At 60.2% G+C, this 17275-nt stretch carries 17 protein-coding genes; 3 read left to right on the plus strand and 14 right to left on the minus strand.

Features of this window, described 5'->3' with window-relative positions:
• Positions 1-49: 49 nt before the first annotated feature.
• From WC026_RS08435 to WC026_RS08445, 3 genes are all read left to right on the plus strand, one after another.
• Positions 50-1132 (plus strand): hypothetical protein, encoded by a 1083-nt coding sequence (locus WC026_RS08435; protein ID WP_372710415.1) that lies wholly within the window; start codon positions 50-52, stop codon positions 1130-1132.
• A complete protein-coding gene (locus tag WC026_RS08440; protein WP_372710416.1) occupies positions 1129-1422 on the plus strand; it encodes a hypothetical protein in 294 nt (97 codons plus the stop codon). Before WC026_RS08435 ends, WC026_RS08440 begins: the two co-directional genes overlap by 4 nt.
• Before the next feature lie 247 nt (positions 1423-1669).
• Positions 1670-2044 (plus strand): PRC-barrel domain-containing protein, encoded by a 375-nt coding sequence (locus WC026_RS08445; RefSeq protein ID WP_372710417.1) that lies wholly within the window; start codon positions 1670-1672, stop codon positions 2042-2044.
• A 107-nt stretch (positions 2045-2151) separates the two neighbouring features.
• On the opposite strand, the gene WC026_RS08450 is transcribed toward WC026_RS08445, so the two are convergent.
• From WC026_RS08450 to WC026_RS08515, 14 genes are all read right to left on the minus strand, one after another.
• On the minus strand, positions 2152-2844 hold the full coding sequence (locus WC026_RS08450) for a sulfite exporter TauE/SafE family protein (RefSeq protein ID WP_372710418.1): 693 nt from the start codon (positions 2842-2844) through the stop codon (positions 2152-2154).
• Positions 2837-3022, minus strand: a complete 186-nt coding sequence (ccoS, locus tag WC026_RS08455) for a cbb3-type cytochrome oxidase assembly protein CcoS (RefSeq protein ID WP_372710419.1) — start codon at positions 3020-3022, stop codon at positions 2837-2839. Before ccoS ends, WC026_RS08450 begins: the two co-directional genes overlap by 8 nt.
• Complete coding sequence (locus tag WC026_RS08460; protein ID WP_372710421.1) at positions 3019-5214, minus strand: heavy metal translocating P-type ATPase; 2196 nt, start codon at positions 5212-5214, stop codon at positions 3019-3021. The genes ccoS and WC026_RS08460 overlap by 4 nt, the downstream gene beginning before the upstream one ends.
• Positions 5199-5690, minus strand: a complete 492-nt coding sequence (locus tag WC026_RS08465; RefSeq protein WP_372710422.1) for a FixH family protein — start codon at positions 5688-5690, stop codon at positions 5199-5201. The genes WC026_RS08460 and WC026_RS08465 overlap by 16 nt, the downstream gene beginning before the upstream one ends.
• The gene (gene ccoG, locus WC026_RS08470; protein WP_372710423.1) at positions 5687-7186 is read right to left on the minus strand and encodes a cytochrome c oxidase accessory protein CcoG; all 1500 of its coding nucleotides are present in this window, start codon (positions 7184-7186) and stop codon (positions 5687-5689) included. The genes WC026_RS08465 and ccoG overlap by 4 nt, the downstream gene beginning before the upstream one ends.
• Positions 7183-8103, minus strand: a complete 921-nt coding sequence (ccoP, locus tag WC026_RS08475; protein ID WP_372710424.1) for a cytochrome-c oxidase, cbb3-type subunit III — start codon at positions 8101-8103, stop codon at positions 7183-7185. The genes ccoG and ccoP overlap by 4 nt, the downstream gene beginning before the upstream one ends.
• The gene (locus WC026_RS08480; RefSeq protein WP_372710425.1) at positions 8100-8276 is read right to left on the minus strand and encodes a cbb3-type cytochrome c oxidase subunit 3; all 177 of its coding nucleotides are present in this window, start codon (positions 8274-8276) and stop codon (positions 8100-8102) included. The genes ccoP and WC026_RS08480 overlap by 4 nt, the downstream gene beginning before the upstream one ends.
• Before the next feature lie 12 nt (positions 8277-8288).
• Positions 8289-9026, minus strand: coding sequence for a cytochrome-c oxidase, cbb3-type subunit II (gene ccoO, locus WC026_RS08485; protein WP_372710427.1), 738 nt, complete (start codon positions 9024-9026; stop codon positions 8289-8291).
• Between the two features lie 14 nt (positions 9027-9040).
• Positions 9041-10663 carry a cytochrome-c oxidase, cbb3-type subunit I gene (ccoN, locus tag WC026_RS08490; protein WP_372710454.1) on the minus strand — a complete coding sequence of 541 codons (1623 nt, stop codon included), beginning with the start codon at positions 10661-10663 and terminating at the stop codon, positions 9041-9043.
• 447 nt (positions 10664-11110) lie between these two features.
• Positions 11111-11617 carry an N-acetyltransferase family protein gene (locus tag WC026_RS08495; protein WP_372710429.1) on the minus strand — a complete coding sequence of 169 codons (507 nt, stop codon included), beginning with the start codon at positions 11615-11617 and terminating at the stop codon, positions 11111-11113.
• A gap of 109 nt (positions 11618-11726) precedes the next feature.
• Complete coding sequence (locus WC026_RS08500; protein WP_372710430.1) at positions 11727-12434, minus strand: SDR family oxidoreductase; 708 nt, start codon at positions 12432-12434, stop codon at positions 11727-11729.
• On the minus strand, positions 12434-13621 hold the full coding sequence (locus WC026_RS08505; RefSeq protein ID WP_372710431.1) for an acetate/propionate family kinase: 1188 nt from the start codon (positions 13619-13621) through the stop codon (positions 12434-12436). Before WC026_RS08505 ends, WC026_RS08500 begins: the two co-directional genes overlap by 1 nt.
• Positions 13618-15024 (minus strand): bifunctional enoyl-CoA hydratase/phosphate acetyltransferase, encoded by a 1407-nt coding sequence (locus tag WC026_RS08510; RefSeq protein ID WP_372710432.1) that lies wholly within the window; start codon positions 15022-15024, stop codon positions 13618-13620. The genes WC026_RS08505 and WC026_RS08510 overlap by 4 nt, the downstream gene beginning before the upstream one ends.
• The gene (locus tag WC026_RS08515; protein WP_372710433.1) at positions 15021-16778 is read right to left on the minus strand and encodes a PHA/PHB synthase family protein; all 1758 of its coding nucleotides are present in this window, start codon (positions 16776-16778) and stop codon (positions 15021-15023) included. Before WC026_RS08515 ends, WC026_RS08510 begins: the two co-directional genes overlap by 4 nt.
• Between the last annotated feature and the right edge of the window lie 497 nt (positions 16779-17275).

A 17275-nucleotide genomic window follows, 5' to 3' on the forward strand; every position in this document is an offset into this window, starting at 1 on the left:
CGCGAACGCGATCAGCGAACGAGAACTCTGCAACGATAGGGACGTTCCGATGGCCACAGCCGAAACCGTTGACAAGCTTCGAACGGAAGCACTCAAAGCGCATTACGCGCGCTTGCAGCGTTGGGGCTTCGCCTGGGCGTTGTGGACTGCGATCCTTTGGGGCGCGTGGTACGTTCCTGGGACGGCGCTCTGGTACGAAAAACCCTACGTTGACATTCCCGCCGACCAGATGGGCATGCGCCTTGCTGCGACGGCGGTCATGACATGGATCCACGCGATCATGGTTTTCGCCTTCCTGCTGCTGTGGAACGGAGCGCTTGGCAAGATCGCGGACTACGGCCGCACGCTGGTCCGCTTCCGCCGGATTTCGAAATGGTACGCGCTCGCATCTCTTTGCGGAGGACCGCTCGCGATCTTCGGTTCATACATGGCGATGGGTTTCGTTGGCCCGGTTTTCGCGGCTGTGACATCGCTCTTCTATCCGGTCATCGGCGCCGTGGTTGCGAGGCTGTGGTACAAGGAAAGGATCACCGGACGCGCCGCCCTCGGCATGGCGATCATCATCATGGGTGGAATTGCCATTTACGGTCCTAGCCTGTTCGGCGAACTCGACATTTCAAGCAATCACGTCTGGCTCGGATACGTCGGCGGAATCATGTCGGCGCTCGGCTGGGGACTGGAAGGCGCGGTTGCAGCACGAGCGATCGACGTGTCCGATCCCGACGCCGGCATTCAATGTCGCTTCAGCTTCGAGGTCCTTTTCTGGGGCATTTTGATCCTGCCGTTCTTGGCGCTTTTCACGCAGTTTCCGATCGGCACTCTCGTTGTCGATACCCTGACGCACGGCAGGGCCATGCTGTGGATCGTCCTTGCCTCGGCCTGCCACGCGTACTGCTACACGTCGTTCTACAAAAGCTTTACCCTCATCGGCGTAGGCCGCGGCGAGGCAATTGGAAACCTCTACGCGATCTTCGCACTCATCTTCATCGCCATGTTCACGCTGCAGCTGCCGGAGTGGTATTTCATCATCGGGTTGGTGCTGACGGTGCTTGGCAGTTTCGTCATGTTCAGCGAGCCCGCCGAATCCGTTGCCCAACTGCGCGATACCGATACAGGACCGAAAACGCCATGAAGCTGCACCAGAAGGGCTTCCTGCTGGTCGAGCTCAACAGCTCCGCCGGCTTATGGGACGAAGAGCTGATCGCTCGGACACTCCGGGAGTACGGTCGCTCGGGCGACTATTGGGAAAATACCATTCGCATCGCACTCGATGAATTGGCCGCAGCGGGCGTGATCACCCGGCTTCAATCGCAACTGACGACGATCCGCGGGAAGTCGATGCTGACCTTTTTCTACGCCGTCACGGAATTCGGAAAAACACGGATGATGGATACGGGACTACTGACGGAGACGACACGATGAGCGCATTCTGGGGATACGCGGGCGCGGATTGGCTCGCCATCATCATCATCGGCGGCGCAACGGCCGCATGTCTCGCCTGCGCGCTTCTGTTCGTGAAGCGTTATAGCGCGTAGAGAGCTTATAACCCCAACTTCCTCGAAAATGGGAAGTTCCCAGATCTCTAAATCCTGCGACGATCGCGGTCTCGTGACCGGGAACCAATGGCAGGCTCGGGCGCTTTGTATGCATCTGTGAAATGGAGGCATACATGACCCGTGTTTTTCTGAAGAGCCTTGCCGCTTCTGCGGTTCTTGCAACGAGCGCAATGGCAACTCCCGTCTTTGCCGTCGACAATATGCAGACTGCGGACGAATTTCGCACCAGCAAGCTTGTGGGCTCCAAGGTCTACAACAGCGCCAACGAAAATATCGGCAGCATTGAAGATATCGTTCTCAAAGCCGATGGATCTATGGACGAAGTCGTGCTGAGCGTTGGCGGGTTCCTCGGCATTGGCGACAAGTATGTCGCCGTTCCGTTCAGTAACCTCAAGATCACCCGCGACGGATCGAGCCTCAAGGTCGTCACCGACGGCACGAAGGATTCGCTGAAGGCACTACCCGATTATCAGTTCTTCAAATCCTAGATGGACGTTTCTGGGTGGACAGTAGCGGTTCTTGAATCCGCGTGACTTAGCGAGTGCGATCGATCGCACTCGCTTTTACTTTCCGCGAATTGAGCAAAAACGGCAGGCTATTTCACGATACACAACAAGCTCGCGAAATGCTGCGGGAAATAGATGACCGCAACGCCGCCCGCCGCGAGAGCGAGACCGGCAAACAGTTTCCAGCTCGTACCCTGGGCGCGCCGGTTCAGCCACGAAACGCCATAGGCTGACGCAATCACGGCCGGCACCGTTCCGACGCCGAAGCCCAGCATGAACGTTGCGCCCTGCACTCCTGTCTGCGTGAGCGACGCAAGAAACGCTGCTCCATAGACCATCGGACAGGCGTTGAGGCCCCAGACGACACCGAGCGTCATCGGCGCAACATACCGGGTTCGACCCGCGGGCCGGAGCAGCGTATTCGCACGTGACGCGAGCGCCTGCATGCCGTGATCGATGACGGCCAGTCTCGGCATCAGCCCGGCGAGCACCATCCCCATCCAGAGCAGAGAGACCGCCGTTGCCCACTGCAGCACGGCGGGATTACTCAAGGGTGAGTTCGCCAGAACCGATCCGCCGAACGCGCCCGCGACGCCGCCGATTACGGAATAGGTCGCGATGCGTCCGACCTGCAGCAACGCGAGATTGAGGTTTCTTTCGCCCGGCGTCGTCGCTCCGAGCAGTAGATTGGCTCCGCAGGCAATGCCGCCGCACATCGTGCCGCAATGGAATGCGCTCGCGAGCCCCGCTGCGGCACCATGAATGAAGCTTTGCTCAAGCATCTCCCGCCGGGCCTCGTTCGGGCGGTGCACCGGCGACATCGGTATCGTCGCTGATGGCGCGCCACTTGGCGCCTTCGAGATCGTCGAATTGACCGCTGCGCAGTGCCCATAGGAAGGCGGCGAGCCCCATCATACCGAGCGTCAACGCAGCAGGAATGAGCCAGGCAAGCGCGGTCATGGCGATGTTCCGATCTCTGGAAGATGCAACTTCATTGAACGGAGCCGAAGCGCGTTGGCCGTCACCGTGATCGACGAACCCGACATGGCCAACGCCGCGATCAACGGCGTCACGTAGCCCAGCATCGCGAGCGGCACGAAAACCGAATTGTAGATGATGGCGATCGCAAAGTTCTGAAGCGCCAGGCGGCGAGCCGCCTTGGCAAGCGCCAGCGTCTCGATGACCGGCTGCAGAAGTTCGCCTTGAAAGACGGCATCGGCGGCATTCTGAGCGATGTCGATGGCGGATGCGGGCGACAGCGAAGCATGACCGGCGGCGAGTGCGGGCGCATCGTTGAGGCCATCGCCGACCATCAGGGCTTTCAAGCCGCGAGCCTTCAGCGCTTCGATCGTCTGCAGTTTCTGGTCGGGACGAACCTCGGCGGCCCATCCTTCGATGCCGCAAACGGCGGCTGTCTGCTCGACGGCCTCACGCCGGTCGCCCGATAACAGGCTGACCAAGTAGCCTGAGCGCTGAAGCTCGGACACGCACGAGGTCGCATCCTTCCTCGGTTCATCGATGAAGTCGAAGCCGACGGCGGGCTTGCCTTTGGCCCGGTACCAGATCGAGGCGAGGCCCTCTTCGGCGCCGACCCAGGCTGCCGATCCAACTTTTTCTTCAAGGCCTCCCGAGGCGGTGATGAGGCCGGAGCCCGGCACTTCGCGTACATCGTCGACAGCGTGCGCGCGAATGCCTTCTTCTCGGGCCGCCTTTGCGAGCGCCTGCGCGTAAGGATGCTTGCTCGTTCCTGCGATCGCTCCGGCCCGGCCAAGCGCCACCGTATCGACGTTGCCGTTCGTCTCGAGGCGCAGCTCGCCCGTCGTCAGCGTTCCCGTCTTGTCGAAGACGACGCAATCGATTTCGGCGAGACGCTCCAGTCCATCGGGAGCCTTGACGATCACGCCCTTGCTGAACAAGCGGCTCATCGCGGCGACCTGCACGGCGGGAACCGCAAGCGCCAAAGCGCACGGACAGGTAATTATCAGAACCGCGATGGCGTAGGTCAGCGCCTGATCCCAGGGCGCGCCGATCAGCATCCAGGCGGTGAATGTCAGCAGCGCTAAAACGTGGACGGCAGGAGCATAGAGGCGCGAGGCGCGATCGGCGAGGCGGACATAGCGGCCGCGGCTTTGCTCGGCGGCCAGCATCATGCGGCCGATCTCGCTCAACAGTGTGTTTTCTTCCGCCGCCGTGATGCGGACGCGCAATGCCCCGCCGCAATTGACGGTTCCGGCGTAGACGGCATCGCCGGTCGACACGGCGCGCGGCCGTGTTTCGCCGCTGATCAGGCTTTCGTCAATTTCGCTCTCGCCGGAAATGACTTCGCCGTCGCCGGCGACGCGCTCGCCCGCCGCGACCGCGATGATCATGCCGGGCTTGATCTGGCTTGCCGAAATGACCTTGGTCGTTTGATCGCTCTCGATGAGCGTCGCGTTTTTCGCCCGCAGGCCGAGTAGATTCTCCGCCGCGCCACGCGCCTTCGTGCGCATGCGCTCATCGAGCGCCCGGCCGATCAACAGGAAGAACAGAAGCGTGACGGCGGCGTCGAAGTAGATCTGATCCGAGTTGCGCATCGTCTGGAAGAGACTCATACCAGTCGCCAGCAGGACGCCGAGCGAGATCGGAACGTCCATGTTGAGACGCCCGGATTTCAACGCCGCAAGAGCCGACTTGAAGAACGGCTGCCCCGCGTAGGCGACTGCCGGCAACGCGATGAGCGCCGATAGCCAGTGAAACATCTCCCTGACGGAGCTGTCCATGTCGCTCGCCTGCCCCGACCAGACCGAAACGGAGAACAACATGATGTTGGCAGCTGCAAATCCCGCTACACCGACGCGGGGAACGAGTTCGCTGACACGGGCCTTCTGTTCGGTCTCGGCATCGTCGGCGAGCAAAGCCGACGGAAATCCAGCGCGTTCGAGAGCCGCCGTCAGGTCGACCATCGAATTGAGCGCGGGATCGAACACGACGGACACGCGCCGGGTCGTCAGGTTGGCGCGCGCGGCTTCGACCCCACGCAACGTGCGAAGCGTATTTTCGACGGAGCGGATGCAATTGCCGCAAACGATGGTCGGCACCGAGAGCACGACCGTCTGCCGTGTTGCCGCCTTCAGCTCATGCGTTACCGTTGTCGCGTCTAGGGCTGCTTCCATATCCGGGCCCTCGATCTATAAACGATCTTGCCATCCTCCGATGCCTTGACCGAAAGCGTCCACGCTCCCTCGGCGAGTCCGGCGATGTCGGCTCCGTAAGTGCCGCTGCCCACGGGCTCCAACATGATGCTGCGATCGAATATGTCTGTCGCCGCGCGTCCGATGTCGGCCTGCAAGCGGAGACCGTCGACGGGAGTCTTGTTTTCATCCGTCACGGTGATCGAAAGACGTCCCGTGCGCTGCTCGAACGACCGGCTCTCGTGCCACCCGAGCCGGTCCTGAATGGCCTCTTCCTCGAGCGTATGGTTGTAGGCCAAGCCTTTGCGGTAGGCGTCGGCCGTGTCACCGCTGAATGTGGAAACGGCCTTGGTGACCAAGATCAAATCGACGGCGGTGACGGTCAGGAAGAAGCCTACGAGCGCGGCGAGCACGTGCCATCCGCGAATGACACCTTTCGATGAAACGGCTGCGCTCATGGCGGGCTCCTGAATGTTGTCGTGCGCGATGTCGTATGTCCGTTCGCAACGTCGTCGAGTTCGATTTTGACCGGATCGGCGTCGGATTTCAGGTCTTTCTTTTTGTCTCCGGGCAGCAACAGGAACACCTTGACCGCCCTCACCTCGGCCGGACCGACCTCGATCATCGGATCGGTGCCGTCGAACTCGACGAATTTTGGCTGCAGTCCAGGCACGCCGCTAAAGCGAAGTTTGAATTGCCGCGCGCCCTCGATCTTGTTCGCGATTTTCAGCGTATAGCCGTTGCGAACCCCGCCGTCGCTCAACACGACGAACAGCGGATTGCGATCCTGTATGACGCTCAGTTCGAAATCGGCACGATTAAACAGCGACCATCCCATCAGCGACGCTACGAGCGTGATCATCGCCGTATAAAGTAATGTACGCGGACGAATAATGCGCCAACCCTCGCGCGGTGCCGACGTGGCATTGGCGAGGTTGCCTATGGTTGTGTAGGCGATCAGGTCACGCGGACGACCCACGCGATCCATGATCTCGTTGCAGGCATCGATACACAGCGCGCATTGAATGCATTCGAGCTGCGAGCCGTCGCGAATGTCGATGCCCATCGGGCAAACGGCGACACAGGCCGTGCAATCAATGCAATCGCCGCGGTCGTCCCACGTCGTGCCCTTCTTGTGGGCGCCGCGCGGCTCGCCACGGAGATCGCGATATGAAATGAGAAGCGAGTCGCGGTCGACCATAGCGCCCTGAATGCGCGGCCACGGACACATATATATGCAGACCTGCTCACGCGCCCAACCGCCGAGCAGATAAGTCGTCAGCGCGAAGATCCCGAGGAAGACGTAGGCCACGCCAGGCGCTGTTCCGTGCAGCAGTTCGACGCCCAGCGTCGGCGCATCGCGAAAATAGAAGACGACAGCGCCACCGGTCGCGAGCGAGATCAGCAACCACGAGAGATGCGTAACCGACTTCTTCCAGATTTTTTCGAACGTCCATCCATGTTCATCGAGCCGCAACTGCGCGTTGCGATCGCCTTGCCAGAACCGCTCGACCGCGATCATCAGATCGGTCCAAACTGTTTGCGGGCAAGCGTAGCCGCACCACATGCGGCCTGCGATCGATGTGGCGAGAAACAGCCCAAGCGCGCCAAGCACCAAGAGCCCGGTGACGTAGTAGAATTCCTGCGCCCAGATCTCGATCGGGCCGAACAACAGACGCTGATTGGCAAAGTCGAACAAGATAGCCTGATCGGGCAGGCCCTCGCCACGGTTCCATCGTAACCAGGGCACGATGTAGTAGATGCCGAGCGTGATCGCCATCACGGCCCACTTGACATTGCGGAACGTCCCGCGAGCAAGTTTGGGGTATATTTTTTGCCGGGAGACGTAGTCCGAATGAGCTGGCGTAGCCGGGGGCGGTGCAGCCAGGGGCGGTGCTGGGTGAGCACCATCCCCTCCGATCAGAAACTTGTTCGGTTTGCCCATTGCTGTCATTGCGCTTTTGTTGGCTCCGCAGAAGCCGGAGCGCTTGCCGCTTCGGCTTGCCCTCCACCCAGAGAATACACGAAAAGCGTCAGCATTTTCACGGCGACCGGATCGAGACGCTCCGACCACGCCGGCATGATCCCGCCCCGGCCCGTGCGAACGCTCTGCATCACGGCTTCCTGAGAATTCCCGTAAAGCCAGATGGCATCCGTCAGGTTGGGAGCACCCATGTCCTGATTACCCTTGCCCTGCTCGCCGTGGCAGGCGGCGCAATTGTCGGCAAAGATCTGCGAGCCTCGTTTGGCTGCCTCGGCGTCGACATCGAGATGAGAGAACGCACGAACGAAGTTCGCAACGTCGCTGATCTGCGCATTATCGAGAATTTTATCAGTCCCGAAATGCGGCATCGCAGTATCGTGAGCCTTTGAATTGCCGTTCCTGACGCCGTAGGCAATGGTCTCGTGAATCTTTTCGAGATCGCCGCCCCACAGCCAGTCGTCGTCATTGAGGTTGGGATAGCCGACGCCGCCCTGCGCTCCACGCCCATGGCAACCGGCGCAGTTCTCGCCGAAAAGTGCCGCGCCGCCCGCAATCGAGAATTGAAAGAGTTCTTCGTTCTTGCGGATGTCGGGGAGCGAAAGCTCCGCGATCTGCGTGCGGTATTTGGCGTGACCGGCTTTCCACTCATCGATGTCGTGCTGTACCTGACTGCGCTGGCTGTAACCCAACACGCCTGTCGTATAGCTGTTGACCAGTGGCCAGGCCGGGTACACGATCCAATAGCCGATCGCCCAGAGGATGCAGGCATAGAATGAGTAAAGCCACCACTTAGGAAGCGGCTTGTTCAGTTCGTAGATGTCGCCGTCCCAGACGTGTCCAGTTGTTTCGACACCTGTTACATCGTCGATCTTTTTGTGATGGCTCATTGCTTATCCCAATCGGCAGGCGGCGCATCGTCGCGAAGAGGCATTTCGGAAGCTTCGGCGAATTTAGCTTTGTTGCTTCTGCGAAAAGCGTAGATGTACGCCACGACCATGATGCCCATGAACAGTGCGAGCGACGCAATCTGCGTGACGACTTGTATGTCTTCGTAAGCCAAGACCCGATCTCCCTATCGCAGGTTGGGACCACTGGCGTCGAACTTGGTGAAGTCGACGAGCGTGCCGAGCATTTGCAGGTAGGCGATGACGGCATCGAGTTCCGTCGGAGGGACGTTCTCTCCCGCCGCCTGACCGTCGAATTTTCTCACCTGCGCCTTCGGGTAGCGCGCGAGCATCGCCTTCGCTTCTTTCGTATCCGGCGAAATTTGCGCAGCAACGTCCTTGTCGGCGCTGGCGATCATCTCGTCGGTATAGGGAACGCCCAGCGTCTGCATCGTTTTCATGCGCTTCGAGATTTTCGACGTATCGAGAAGCGTCTGATCGAGAAACGGGTATCCCGGCATGATCGAAGCGGGCACGACCGAGCGCGGATCACGCATGTGCTCGACGTGCCAGGCATCCGAATACTTGCCGCCAACGCGCGCAAGATCCGGCCCCGTGCGCTTCGATCCCCACTGGAACGGGTGGTCGTACATGCTTTCCGCCGCCAGCGAGTAGTGACCGTAGCGCTCGACTTCATCGCGCAGCGAGCGGATCATCTGGCTATGACAATTATAGCAGCCTTCGCGCACGTAGATGTCACGTCCGGCAAGCTCGAGCGGCGAGTACGGGCGCATGCCCTGCACTTTCTCGATCGTCGACTGGACGTAAAACAACGGTGCGATTTCGACGATGCCGCCGATCGACACGACAATCAGCGCGCCGATCAAAAGAATAATCGAGTTTCGCTCGAAGATCGCGTGGTTCACGATTATCGCTCCTGTTATTCGGCTGGCATTGCGATGGCACCGGGGCGCAGCTCGGGCGCAGCGGCCACCGCAGGCTGATCCCGGACGTCGACGGACACATCACTACGAATGGTGCGCCAGACGTTGTAGGCCATGATCAATCCGCCGAGCAGAAACAGCACGCCGCCTGTCGCACGGATGACGTAGGGCCAATGCAGCGCCTCAACCGTTTCGATGAAGGAATATTTGAGGAAGCCGAGGCGGTCGAAAGCACGCCACATAAGACCCTGCGTGATGCCCGCCACCCACATCGACGAGATGTAGAGAACGATACCGATCATCGCGAGCCAGAAGTGCCATTCGACGAGCTTCTGCGAGTAGAGACCCTTGCGCTTCCACAGCCACGGCACGAGGCAGTAGACGGCGCCGAATGAAATCATGCCGACCCAACCCAGCGCGCCGGAGTGAACGTGTCCGATCGTCCAGTCAGTGTAATGCGAGAGCGAGTTGACCTCTTTGATGGACATCAGCGGGCCTTCGAACGTCGACATTCCGTAGAAAGCGACGCTGACGACGAGCAGCCGGATGACGGGATCGGTCCTGAGCTTGTCCCATGCGCCCGAGAGCGTCATGAGGCCGTTGATCATGCCGCCCCATGACGGCATCCACAGCATGATCGAAAACGTCATGCCGAGCGTCTGCGTCCACTCCGGCAGAGCCGTGTAGTGGAGATGGTGCGGGCCTGCCCAGATGTAGAGGAAGATCAGCGACCAGAAGTGCACGATCGACAACCGGTAGGAGTAGACCGGGCGTTCGGCGCGTTTCGGGATGAAGTAGTACATGATGCCGAGGAAGCCGGCCGTCAGGAAGAAGCCGACGGCGTTATGCCCGTACCACCATTGCGTCATCGCGCCCTGGACACCGGGAAACAGCGGGTAGCTCAGCGTTCCGAGGAACGACACCGGCAGCGCGAGATTATTGACGACATGCAGCATCGCCACCGTGACGATGAAGCCGAGGTAGAACCAGTTGGCGACATAGATGTGCGGTTCCTTGCGGCCTTTGAGCGTGCCGAGGAAGATGAGCAGGTACGTGACCCATATGACCGTCAGAAAGATGTCGGCATACCACTCGGGCTCGGCGTACTCCTTGCTTTGCGTGACGCCCATCAAATAGCCCGACGCGGCGATGACGATGAAAAGCTGATAACCCCAGACGACGAACCACGGCGCCCATTTGCCTGGCATCCGTGCCTGACTCGTGCGCTGGACGACGTAAAGCGACGTCGCGATGAGGGCGTTGCCGCCGAACGCAAACACGACGGCCGAAGTATGCACCGGGCGCAGGCGACCAAAGTTGGTCCACGGCAGATCGAGGTTCAGAGCCGGGAACGACAGCTGCCAAGCGAGAATGTCGCCAACCAGAAATCCGACGACGCCCCAGAAGACACATGCGATCGTCGCAACGCGAATAGGCCCGTCGAAATAGCCGGAGCGTTTTTCTTCCCTGATGTTGGTCGGATGCGTTGCGACGTATAAGCCCGCCGCCACCGCCGCCGCCAAAAAGAAAAGCCCCTGAAGCCGGAGGATTTCCTCCTCTCCGGCGACGGCGAAGATCAGACCGATCACGCCGGTTATGACCGCGCCAATCAGCGCCAGCGAGTCGCTTAAACCTGAGCGCTCGTCCAATACATCTTGCAAAGCTGCCTCCCGATCCCACCAGGGAAGCGCACACTCGGATGATGAACGGTTAGCAACCTTGATTTAAGTCAAGTGCGTCACTGGGGCTCGTGATGCGATTGCTTGGGGTGAAACGCTTATGTGGGGATGTTGTATGTGGACGGTGGCACCGCCGGTTCATGACAAGTTATCTTAGTTCGACATTCGATGGAGATTGTGCGGAACGTGCGATGCTTGCTGAGGCGAGATAGCGCAACACATGCGAACGCGTTGCATAGGACGTGCGGGGAGAATGGTCTGTGACGCGACGGGCGGCACGACGCGCCTCACCTCCATTCGCCCTGCCGCCTATCGGTCAATTGCCGCAATTCTCCGATGCGCCGAATCGCAATTCTCCGACGGCCAGGAGAATTCCGCAGGTTCCGATTAGGACAATTGCTTGGAGACGAGCACGAGTGTGTTATCGCCGGGATAGGACGAGACGGCAAAGCCCATATTCCGCTCGACCTCGATCGCCTCGTGATTGTTCCGGCTTTCGATCGATTCAATCGTTTTCAATCCTCGCGCCGCGGCCTGATCGGCGAGCAACGTCAGCATTTCCCAGCCGATGCCTTGATGGTGATGGTCTGCGTGAACGGAAATCGCGACTTCGCCTTTCTGTTTCGCCTCATCGCCGGCAAGCGCCGCCACGGCGACGACGACTCCGTCGTCTTCGCTGAACGCCACATAAGTTTCGTTGGCTTTGTGATCGATATGGGTCATGCGCCGGATTTGCTCGGCACCCACTTCATTGATGCTCGAGAGGAAGCGGAAGCGCAAATCCTCAGGACGGATGTGATGGAAGAAGTCCGACAACAGCGCATCGTCATCCGAAGTCACCGCGCGAATATTCAACTTCAAACCTGATCGCGTAACAATTCGCCAATTATTCATATGATTTCTCGTTCCAGATTGACTGCGTCATATAAGAGTTAAACGCGGATTATTACAGATCTCGGACGGGGCTGCGCGGTCCGCATTGATGCGCAGCAATCGCCGCGCGTCACGCGACGATGTGAAAACCATGATCGGCGTAGGAGGTCGAGCCCGTCATCGCGCTTCCGGCATCGCTGGCGAGGAAGGCCGAAATGCGTCCGATCTGCTCGATCGTGACAAGCTGATGATCGGGCGCGCGCTCTCGCGCTTTCTCCAGAAGGTCGTCAAAACGATCAATGCCCGAGGCCGCGCGGGTGACCACCGGACCCGATGATGCTGCCTTGACCGGTCCCATAAGATTATAATGTTCGACCACGCGATTGGCGCCGAAGAAACTCACCGTCTGCAGGCTGCCGCCATCGGCCATTAACGGTAGCGCCAATTTCGCCATCCGGATGAAGGAGTGGCACGAGACATCCATGGCCATGGCAAAGCCGTCCGCCGAGCAGTGCACGAGGCCATTGTGCAAATCCTCGCGCGGCGCGAACGCGATCGAATGCACGATGCCGTCGAGACGGCCCCAGGACGTACGGATGGTTTCGAATACCGCCTCAAGCTCGCCGGGAACGCGCACATCGCACGGCACGACGATCGAGGCGTTGAGCGGTTCGGCCAAGGGCCTCACATGCGGTTCGGCCTTGGCATTGAGGTACGTCACCGCCAGGTCGGCGCCGGCGGACTGCAGCGCCTCGGCACAGCCATACGCAATGCTGCTCTTATTGGCGATGCCTACGACGAGCACCCGCTTGCCGGTAAGATCGACGATCGGTTTCATCAGGTCTCTCTGTTCAATTTCAATAGCGCGCAAGCTTCGGCGGCGATCACCTGCTCTTCGTCCGTCGGAATGACGAAGACGCCGACCTTGCTGTCTTTTGCGTCGATGCGCGTGGCGTTGCTGCTATTCGCGCTTTCGTTCAACGCCACGCCGAGCCATGACAGCCGCGCGCAGACGGCGGCGCGGATCGCGGGCTGATGTTCGCCGATACCGGCCGTGAAAATCACTGCGTCGAGGCCGCCGATCGTCGTCGCGAGCGCTGCAATTTCCTGCGCGATCCGGTGCGTGAACAGTTTGATCGCTTCGCGCGCGGCGGGCTCGACGCTCGCGAGCAGATCGCGGCTGTCGGCGCTGATGCCGGAGACGCCGAGCAGGCCCGAGCGGTGGTAGAGAATGTCTTCGACGCTTTCGAGCGGCAGGCCTTGCTGCTTCAGCAGGTAAATAACGACGCCCGGGTCGAGCGCGCCGCAGCGCGTCGCCATAGGAATTCCGTCGAGCGTCGAAAAGCCCATGCTCGTATCGCGGCTTCGCCCGTTTTTCAGCGCGCAAAGACTGGCGCCGCTTCCGAGGTGCGCGGCGACCACACGCCCGGAAGCGAGATCGGGAGCGAGGTCGCGCAGCCGCGTTGAAACGAATTTATAGGACAGGCCATGAAATCCGTAGCGCTTCACGCCGGCGTCGAACATCGCGCGCGGCAGAGCGAAGCGGCGCACGACATCCGACTGCGTCTTGTGGAATGCGGTATCGAAAGACGCTGTTTGCGGCAAGTCGGGGCGCAGATGACGGATCGCCCGGATCAACCGGAGGCTCTGCGGCTGATGCAGCGGCGCTAGATCGGCGAAGCGGGAGATCGTCGCCAGCGTGTCATCGGTGATCAAAACCGCCGCGGAGAAAGCATCTCCTCCGTGCACCACGCGATGACCGACAGCCGCTATGCCTTGCAACGCGAAGTGGTCGGTCAGCCAGCCAAGTGTCTCATCGATAAGCTCGTGCAGATCGTCGGTTACCTCGGCGCGCAAGGGAATCTCGGCGACGGCCGGGCCTTCGACGACGTGCAATTGCAACGGCGTCCGCCTGAGATCGATGATGCCCCTGCCCAATCGCACCGGCTGATCGTCGCCCATCCGGTAGAGACCGAGCTTGATCGTCGACGACCCGGGATTGAACGTGATCAGGATTTCGCTCATGCCGTCGCGCTGGTCCGATGTTCCGCGACGAGCTTAGCCAACGCCGCCGACACCAGCCGCACGCGCAGCGTATCGGATCGGCTGGTCAAGATGATGGGAACGCGCGCGCCGAGCACGAGACCGGCAGCGTCGGCGCCAGCGAGATAAATGAGCTGCTTGGCGAGCATGTTGCCCGCTTCCAGGTTGGGAACGACTAGAATGTCGGCGCGACCCGCAACCGGCGAGACGATGTCCTTGATGCGTGCGGAATCGAGGTTGATGGCATTGTCGAACGCCAGCGGGCCGTCGACTTTCGCGCCGGTGATCTGACCGCGCGCGGCCATCACCGTCAGGGCGGCCGCGTCGAGCGTCGCGGGCATCGCGGGGTTGACCGTTTCGACGGCTGCGAGAACGGCAACCAAAGGCTCCGGCACCCCCAGCACATGCATCAGATCGATGGCATTCTGACAGATGTCGCGCTTCTGATCGAGCGACGGCATGATGTTGATCGCCGCATCCGTGACGATCAGCGGCTTGGGATACGCGGGCACATCGAGCACATAGGCATGGCTGATACGCCGGTCCGTCCGCAGCCCAGATTGCGCCGCAACGACCGCGCCGAGCAATTCATCGGTATGCAGGCTGCCCTTCATCAACGCATGAACGGCGCCTGCCGAGGCAAGCTCGACAGCCTTGGCTGCGGCCGCGTGGCTGTGCTCCGTTGCCTCGATGCGCAGGCCGTCGATTGAAACGCCCGCTTTCTCGGCAGCCGCAGCAATTTTATGAGGCGGTCCTATCAGAACAGGTTCAATCAAGCCTTCCAGTTTGCCCTCGATCACGGCGGAGATTGCCTCGGGACTGCACGGATGGACAACGGCCGTCGGCAACGCGGGCAGCGCTTTCGCACGCTCGAGGAATTGGTCAAAACGGCTGTGACTGCGCAGCGCAACTTCCGGCACGGGGATGCGCGGCAGGCTCAGCTTCTCTCCCGGCGCGATGACCGTCGCCTGGCCGGACAGAACTTCCTTGCCATTCTGATTGACGCATATCGTATCGAGAACGACGCGTTTTTCCGGTCCCTTCTCGCGCACCGTTACCGTCGCCGTGACAGTATCGCCCGGAGCGACCGGACGACGAAAGCGCAGATCTTGACCGAGATAGATCGTTCCGGGTCCCGGCAATTGCGTGCCCAGCAACGTCGACAGCAGCGCTGCGGTCCACATGCCATGAATGACGACGTGTCCGAAAATATCGGTTGCCGCATAGGCTGCATCGAGATGCGCCGGATTGACGTCGCCCGATGTCGCCGCGAACAGCTTGATGTCGTCCTCGCTGACGAGACGGGTGAGCGAGGCGCTTTCGCCGATTTCGAGTTCGTCGAAAGTGCGATTGGCCAGGCGTATCTGTGGGATCGTAGCTGTCATCGTTGCAGTACATAGGTTCCGGGCGCGACGGCTAGCGGCGGAAGGCCCTTGGCTTCGCAGCCCATTGTCGGGGGCGGAACTTTCTCGGACGAGGAATGCGTCGCGAGCCAAGCCGCCCAAACCGGCCACCACGAACCGTCCTTGACTTGAGCCGCGGCAAACCACTCATCGGCGCTGAGGCGGATGTCGTTCGCTGCTTTCGTCTGCAGACGGAAATGGCGGTTCGAATGTCCGGGCTCGTTGACGATGCCAGCGTTATGGCCGCCATTCGTCAGAGCAAAGGTCACGTCGGTATCCGCCAGATAGTGGATTTTATAAACCGAACGCCAGGGCGCGATATGATCGCGCTCGGTTCCGACCGCGAAAATCGGCGTGCGGATATTCTGCAATGCTATCGGATTGCCGTCGACGACATAGCGGCCGCTCGCGAGATCATTGCGCAGGAACAGTTTGCGCAAATAATCCGAGTGCATCTGGAAGGGCATGCGCGTCGCATCGGCGTTCCAGGCCATCAAATCGATCATCTGGCTGCGCTCCCCCATGAGGTAGTCATGGATCATGTGCGACCAGATCAGATCGTTGGATTTCAGAAGCTGGAAGGCGCCAGCCATTTGCGACGACTCGAGCGTTCCGCTTTGCCCCATCAGCGCTTCCAGAAGCGCAACCTGACTATCGTCGATAAACAGCTGAAGATCGCCGGGTTCCGTAAAATCGGTCTGGGCGGCGAGCAGCGTCACGCTCGCAAGCCGATCGTCGCCGGTTTCCGCCATCGCGGCCGAGGCGATGCTGAGCAGAGTTCCGCCTAGGCAGTATCCGGCGGCGTGAACGCGGTGATCCGGCACAATGGCCGAGATCGCGTCGAGCGCCGCCATCACGCCGAGCCTGCGATAATCCTCGAGCGATAAGTTGCGATCCTCAGCAGAGACGTTGCGCCAGGACATGCAGAAGACCGTGAAGCCTTGGTCCACGAGAAATTTGATGAGTGAATTGTGCGGCGAAAGATCGAGGACATAGTACTTCATGATCCATGCGGGAACGATCAGGATCGGTTCCGCATGCACGCTCTCTCCGATCGGAGCGTATTGGATCAGTTCGATCAGATGATTGCGAAAGATGACTTGCCCCGGCGTTGCCGCGACTGTCTCACCGACCTTGAATGCTTCGACGCCCGCCGGAAGTTTTCCACCCGCAGTCCGCTTGGCGTCCTCGAGCCAGATTTGCGCGCCTCTGACGAGATTGAGACCGCCTTCGCGGAGCGTCTGCTGCGCGATAGCCGGATTGGCCAACGGAGAATTGGACGGGGACCACATGTCGAGCCATTGGCGCACGGCGAAGGACACAACGGCTTCATGATGCGGGGACACACCCGGCACGCCACGCGTCGCGCTCGCCCACCAGTCCTCGACGGCGCAGAAGGTATCCGCCCAGAGCTGGAACGGGAACTGATTCCAAGCGTCGCCGGAAAAGCGAGGGTCGCGCTGTGCGGAGGTTTTGTTTTTATCGCCTTCCTCGGCAGGAAATCGCGCCGCGCGCTGCATGGCGTCCGCGACAAGCCGACCGTACGCTTCGGCGAGCGCAATCCGCTTTCCTGGAGCCACTGCCAGATGCATGCTCCAATCCAGGACAGCCAAGGTCAGACCAATCGGCGAGAGCCCGGATGTGAGTTGACCGAGACTCGCGAGTGCCGTCTGATCGATCAATTGCTCAGGCGACAGGTTGTCTTGGCTATCGTTAGATCGATGAGTATCTCGCAAAAGCGTCTCTCCACGCGCATCACTACCGGCCACGCTTGGGTTCGTTTGACGCTCCCTGCATCACGTTGTTTATTTTTTTGTTATATACGCCTGGATATATGAGAGAAATTTGACAACGACCAGAGGCGCAATTGCGCGCAGGCAGGCTGGCAGTGGCGGCGTCGGTCGGGGCGGCCGCGCTTGAATTGAAGTAACCAATCGCCTGCTGCTATGCGAACATGTTTGTTTTGAGAACGAACCTAGAGTTTCGTTCACCGGTTTCAGACGCGATCGGCCTTGAGAAAAGAACCGATCTGTTTGTCCATCGGCTCAGAAAAATACTTCAGAGCATCGCGTCATCCGACCCCGCCGTTCGCTTCCGTCGCCTTTATGCGTTCTTTATATCGGTGTCGCGATTTCCCAATCGAGACTTGATGCGCTTTTCCTCATGTTCCGCCGGTCAGTCAATTTGGAGCGGAACAGAGCGATGCTCGATATTGTCTATCTCCTCCTCGGTC

The organism is Hyphomicrobium sp. (assembly GCF_041674905.1).
In the GTDB taxonomy this organism is placed as follows: domain Bacteria; phylum Pseudomonadota; class Alphaproteobacteria; order Rhizobiales; family Hyphomicrobiaceae; genus Hyphomicrobium_B.

Bases quoted from the DNA above. Each gene is read 5' to 3' on its own strand.
- WC026_RS08435 (WP_372710415.1), top strand. From the start codon at position 50: ATGGCCACAGCCGAAACCGTTGACAAGCTTCGAACGGAAGCACTCAAA.
- WC026_RS08495 (WP_372710429.1), bottom strand. From the start codon at position 11,617: ATGAATAATTGGCGAATTGTTACGCGATCAGGTTTGAAGTTGAATATT.
- WC026_RS08440 (WP_372710416.1), top strand. From the start codon at position 1,129: ATGAAGCTGCACCAGAAGGGCTTCCTGCTGGTCGAGCTCAACAGCTCC.
- WC026_RS08500 (WP_372710430.1), bottom strand. From the start codon at position 12,434: ATGAAACCGATCGTCGATCTTACCGGCAAGCGGGTGCTCGTCGTAGGC.
- WC026_RS08460 (WP_372710421.1), bottom strand. From the start codon at position 5,214: ATGGAAGCAGCCCTAGACGCGACAACGGTAACGCATGAGCTGAAGGCG.
- WC026_RS08505 (WP_372710431.1), bottom strand. From the start codon at position 13,621: ATGAGCGAAATCCTGATCACGTTCAATCCCGGGTCGTCGACGATCAAG.
- WC026_RS08465 (WP_372710422.1), bottom strand. From the start codon at position 5,690: ATGAGCGCAGCCGTTTCATCGAAAGGTGTCATTCGCGGATGGCACGTG.
- ccoG (WP_372710423.1), bottom strand. From the start codon at position 7,186: ATGACAGCAATGGGCAAACCGAACAAGTTTCTGATCGGAGGGGATGGT.
- WC026_RS08445 (WP_372710417.1), top strand. From the start codon at position 1,670: ATGACCCGTGTTTTTCTGAAGAGCCTTGCCGCTTCTGCGGTTCTTGCA.
- ccoS (WP_372710419.1), bottom strand. From the start codon at position 3,022: ATGACCGCGCTTGCCTGGCTCATTCCTGCTGCGTTGACGCTCGGTATG.
- WC026_RS08510 (WP_372710432.1), bottom strand. From the start codon at position 15,024: ATGACAGCTACGATCCCACAGATACGCCTGGCCAATCGCACTTTCGAC.
- ccoP (WP_372710424.1), bottom strand. From the start codon at position 8,103: ATGAGCCATCACAAAAAGATCGACGATGTAACAGGTGTCGAAACAACT.
- WC026_RS08450 (WP_372710418.1), bottom strand. From the start codon at position 2,844: ATGCTTGAGCAAAGCTTCATTCATGGTGCCGCAGCGGGGCTCGCGAGC.